General features: G+C 41.2%; 4 protein-coding genes. All 4 read left to right on the top strand.

All coding sequences use genetic code 11. From position 1 onward, the window contains the following. Positions 1–856: T9SS type A sorting domain-containing protein (locus tag LHW48_02720; protein MCB5259372.1), on the top strand; the 856-nt coding region annotated here is incomplete at its 5' end. 137 nt (positions 857–993) lie between these two features. Next, positions 994–1,191, top strand: coding sequence for a T9SS type A sorting domain-containing protein (locus tag LHW48_02715; GenBank protein MCB5259371.1), 198 nt, complete (start codon positions 994–996; stop codon positions 1,189–1,191). Positions 1,192–1,494: 303 nt separating this feature from the next. Then, positions 1,495–2,232 (top strand): hypothetical protein, encoded by a 738-nt coding sequence (locus tag LHW48_02710; protein ID MCB5259370.1) that lies wholly within the window; start codon positions 1,495–1,497, stop codon positions 2,230–2,232. A gap of 602 nt (positions 2,233–2,834) precedes the next feature. Next, a partial coding sequence (locus LHW48_02705) for a GPI inositol-deacylase (GenBank protein ID MCB5259369.1) occupies positions 2,835–4,776 on the top strand: 1,942 nt, incomplete at its 3' end.

Genomic DNA, 4,776 nt, shown 5'->3' with positions numbered 1-4,776 from the left:
CCTCTTTGCCAATATCTCCTCCCATGATAATATGATCCTTGTTGGCTCCTCAAACAATCCCAGGATGGACTTCACTAATTGCACTTTTGCAGGTAACCAGGGAGATGCTTACACGCTGAAGGTAAATGGAGAGGTAAATATCGTCAATTGCATCTTCGATAACGATACTCCATATCAGATCAAGGTGAATCCCATGGATGGCAACCCTTACGAACACACCAATATCAGCATCGACCACTCCCTAATCAAAGATGGTGTAGCGGGCATCCTGCCTTTCCTGGTGCCGGGTAATACCATCAACTTCTTGCCTACCAGCATTAGCGGCGATCCCCGCTTTGCCGGAGGCTTTGATATCCATGATCCGCTTTATTACAGCCTCTCAGAGGGTTCTCCTTGCATAGATGCGGGAACTCGCGATACCACCGGATTGAACCTGCCCCCCTATGATCTGGCGGGTAACCATCGCATCTGGAACGATCGCATAGACATGGGCTGCTACGAGTATGACTCCAGACCCTGGGTGAGCATTGACGATCCCGTAGCTCCCGCTCTTCCTGTCCTCCAGCTTTCTTCCTATCCCAATCCGTTCAACACTTTCACCAATATCAAAATCGGCCTCTCAGCCTTTGCTGAAAACAAGCAAGAGACGATTCACACTGCCTGCATCAATATCTATAACCTCAAGGGCCAAAAAGTGCAAAGCATCGCGCTTGATCCCAAGAGGAAAGACGAACAACTCACCCCCTGGAATGGCGAAGATGCAAATGGCAAGAGCTGCGCCAGCGGGATCTACTTCCTTAATCTCTCGATCAATGGCAGGCATAGCCTGAGCAAAAAGGTAACGCTGATCAGATAGCCGGGAGTTTTGATTTCAAAGCTTACTTGGATGAATAGTTGGATGAATAGCTCTTGATGCATAGCTTAGTTATTGATATAAACGCTGCGCATTGGGAAGCTAAGCTAAAGCTGAACTAAACTGAAAGCCTGATTCTTATGTGCAAACTGGAAGTTTACAATGTTAGGGGACAGAAAGCAAAAACTCTGTCGAACAATAGCTTGCATGGTGGTAAGTATACTGTGGTTTGGGATGGCAAGGATGATGGTAATAGAAATGTCGCTACCGGCGTTTACTTCTACAGGTTAACTACGCCAAACAATACCCTTAGCTCGAAGATGTTATTGATGAAATAGCATCAAGTGACCATAAGTAAAGCCCAGAGAATTCTCTGGGCTTTTATCGTTTACCCAGAATGCTTTCTGCGCCGATGGATTAAAGAGAAGTCTTAACGCCTGATCAGTGGAATGATAACTTGAATGGGAGCGGCGTTAAACCCCTATCGAATAATTGGGCAAGCACCGATAAGGGTAAGGAGAGTTTCGCTGCCGCCGCCTGGTAGGTAATAGGAAAATGCCAAAAGATTTTGAAGTTGACAAATAACTCAAGCACATATAACTTGAAAACCATGAAAGATATCAGAGCAAGGGAGAATAAAAATGCACCAAAACGCTGCGCAATCATTAAACAGAGAAAGCTACACTGAGCTAATAGGCTATATCAAAGATGAGAGCCGGCAGAGCTTTCGTTACTTGAATATAGCAGACGGCCTTGCAAATACCCTCCTTATCCGGGCGATAAAAGACTCGGTAGCAGAGCAGTTTACCGACCAAAGGCAGGAATACATAGGCTCGGCATATCAAAAGGCAATCGAAGACCTGTTTGAGTATTACCACAAAATCTGCCTTCATTATTCCTTGTCTAAAACGCAGGATCCGGAGCTTTCGGCCGACATCTCCCAGGAAGCCATCTATCTCTTACTTGCATCCAAAAATTACATCCAGGACGTGAATACCTGGCTTAGACAGGTGACGCATAACTTGCTCCGTAAGCACTATCGATCCAAATCGGAGCAAAAAGAACTCTATGCTTCACTTTGCAGCGAAGATGAGATGATCAAGGAATTGATGTGCCTGCAAAACACCTTAGAGATAGAAGGCCTCGAGCCCGCCATAAAAGCAGAAATCTTCAAGACTCAAGAGTATAAAGAATATGAATCAATGGCATCCTTCCGGACGATAAGTGATTTTGCCGCACATCTGAAGGTCAGCAACGCCGTAGCTCAAAAAAGGAAAGCTAAGATTATCAAGAATCTTAGATCAAGGATATTGCTGGCCATAGGTTGGGAATCCGGTAGGGAGATTTTGAACTATCTAAACTGGGCTTGCCAAGGCTAACTTGTGGCTGGCTTGTGGCTAACTTGTGATAACTTGTGATAACTTGTGACTGGCTAACTTGTGACTAATAGAACCGATCAATAACGTAAGTAAATATTATATGATTAATCTCTGGTTGCGAGACTAAATATCTTCTAAATATGTCAGAAAAAGATAGTCTGTAACCATCTCGACCTGCTTTTTTCTAAAAAGGCAGGGAAAGCAGCCTAGTATTTGCAGGTTTTTGAACAGTCTCATCTTGCTACTGAGAAATGCCTGCAGAAATTGAGCTTGACATAAAAAGCAAGATTATGTTTGCTGTAATCATGGAGCTTGTAATGGGAATAGACCTTGCTTACATTTCATCTGATATGGGTATCTGTTCCATAGAATTTATAGGTGGATTCCTTTTTTTGAGGATGAAGCAGAATATAGATAGTGTATTAAGTAGCCGGTTAATTGGCTCACGTGAATCAATGAACGGGTAATTTGGCAACAGCGGAAATGTTTGCATAAAGACATTGAACTTTATACAACCATGATATCTGCTTGCCTACAGACAAGACAGGAGAAATAAGATGTCTGCACATACTTGTAAATCCACATCGCTCTTAGGAACACAAATGAGACCTCTATTTATTGCCATCGAGAAATTAACTACCAATGGTATAGGCATAATTACATTTGTCACGAAGTTAACATGTTTAAGAAACATAATACCGATGATGATTGTGACAATACTAGCATCTAGCATGCTGTATGCTATGCCAACTACTGTCGATTATCTAGCAAGCATCCCGAGTTTTGTTACTGAAAGGACAGATAATAGCCACGGAAACTACATGGTAACAGGCCCGGGGAAAGTAGTTGTTCCAATATCTGAAAGTGGGGCAGAAATAACAGACGTTATCCATTACAATGATATCCGTTTTATTTTTGATGATGAATTCAACGGTTTGATAAAGAAATTATACTTCGGTGATGGATCCAACTCGATTGCAAACACACAGACCAATTTCCTAGACCATAAGTATGATGTTGCTGGTTCAAGTGAAACATATTCACTAATATTGAAGCTATACAACATAGGGGGACAGCCTTTGTATAATATAAACTTCACTATTACAATATGCCCTCTATTAAATAATCAATCTGTTTCAGAAATTGACGATAATGTGAAGCTAACCTACTTTATGTCTAGCAACACAGATGCAGGACGAAAACCGCTTCTTTTTATCGAGGGCTTCGCTCTCACGGGATCAACAGCAGCAGCCTCAATTATCTGTATGAATCCTAACTTCTTTTCTGGGTTGCTAAACGATGGATATGATATATTTATCTTAACATTTGGAAGCTCCAATCAAAACAGCTTAACAAGCAATTCTCAGTATGTGCTTGCTGCGCTGAATCATATTCAAACGCAATATAACCAAAACGAAGTTCTTGAGCCAGTAAAAATCATTGGATATTCAATGGGAGGGATATTAGCACGACTTGCCTTAAGTTATGCTGAAGCTGGGAATTATCCCCATATGAGTAATGCTGTGATAACTCTGGATTCACCTCATAGAGGGATTTTGATTAACGATAATGCCCAGAGTTTGTTGAACAACACTATGATACAAGCTGTCTTGCCAGATGATTTTGATGAAATGATCGATGCAGTGTTTAATTCAGATGCTGCTAAACAGATGATCCGGAATAATATTATGGGCATCAATCCATCGGTTGAATATGGGAGTAATCAATATAGGGAAGTCTTTGGTATCCTTAATAATTCGGATAGTGGTGGACAAAATCTGCTTAATAATACTGGCTTTCCTCACCAACAAAACTTTGTGAAGAAATACGCTGTAGCTTTAGGCTCTAACACACTGTCTGGGAACGTAAACAACAGTAGCAATTTCTCAAATATCGATGTTCGCTTTAAACTGGGAATGCTTACTTTAACTCTTAATATTGCTGGAATTAACTCAGTTTGGTATGACAAAACCCCGAGTTCTCTAATCCCAATGCGCAATAAATATACGTACACTATATGTGAACATGATTGGGACGACTTTCTTGATAAATTCTTAGGTACCCCCAAACTTCAGCTAATCATGTCACAAAGCTATATTCCGCCAATGGTCCCTACTGCATCAAGCTTGTGCATTGAAAGTATCCCATTTACAAATGGAAACTTCAATTCTCAATTACCTACAACTTTTACTATCCCCTTCGACGGTTACTATATCTCCCCTGAGCCCAGATATCATAATTTAATCCCTCAAGATGCTTCAACATGGATATTGAACACATTAAATGCAATTGAAAATGACCCTAGTTCAAGAATGATTGGATACGCATCAGGATCAGTTACCTGCCAAGGTAACGTAAGCCCAGGGGTTGATGTTTCAGTTATTAACATCACTACTAATGAAACTTATAATACAACAACAAATGAATTAGGTGAATACTCGTTCCCCTTGTTCTACCTAAGTCCCTGTGAATACCAGATTACTATAGCAGGGGATGGTTACTATAGCTCTAAACAAACGCATTCAATCCAGCCAAACCACCTTG

The organism is Candidatus Cloacimonadota bacterium (assembly GCA_020532355.1).
GTDB lineage: Bacteria > Cloacimonadota > Cloacimonadia > Cloacimonadales > Cloacimonadaceae > UBA5456.
This window is presented reverse-complemented; position numbering and strand designations above follow the sequence as displayed.